Annotated in this window: 1 pseudogene; it reads left to right on the top strand. The window is 60.3% G+C overall.

Features of this window, described 5'->3' with window-relative positions:
• Positions 1–312: pseudogene (locus KCG87_RS27395) on the top strand (hypothetical protein); the annotation flags it as partial.

The following is a 312-nucleotide window of genomic DNA, read 5'->3' as shown; positions in this document are numbered from 1 at the left end:
CTCGATGCGCCGATCGTGCTGGAGGCCGATCCGCAGACTTACGAAATCGACCTCGACGAATTGAACGATGACGACGTGAACGTTCTGGTCAATACCCCCGCTGGCATCTTCCAGGAGCAGGATGTCGTCGCATTGACCTGGCGAGGAATCAACGCCGAGGGCGCACCGATCAACCATGGCCCGGTAGAGCTGTCGGTGACACGAGTCGGTCTTGCGCTGCCGTTCACTGTGCCGAACGACAAGGTACGAGCCATTGCCAAAGGCCGGGCCAGTGTCTCCTACATACTCAAGCGAACGGGCGTGGCCGATCGG

Origin of the sequence: Pseudomonas sp. MWU347, assembly GCF_017947305.1 — a bacterium.
In the GTDB taxonomy this organism is placed as follows: domain Bacteria; phylum Pseudomonadota; class Gammaproteobacteria; order Pseudomonadales; family Pseudomonadaceae; genus Aquipseudomonas; species Aquipseudomonas putida_A.
Note: the sequence above shows the minus strand (reverse complement) of the source record. Positions and strands in the feature narration are given on the sequence as shown.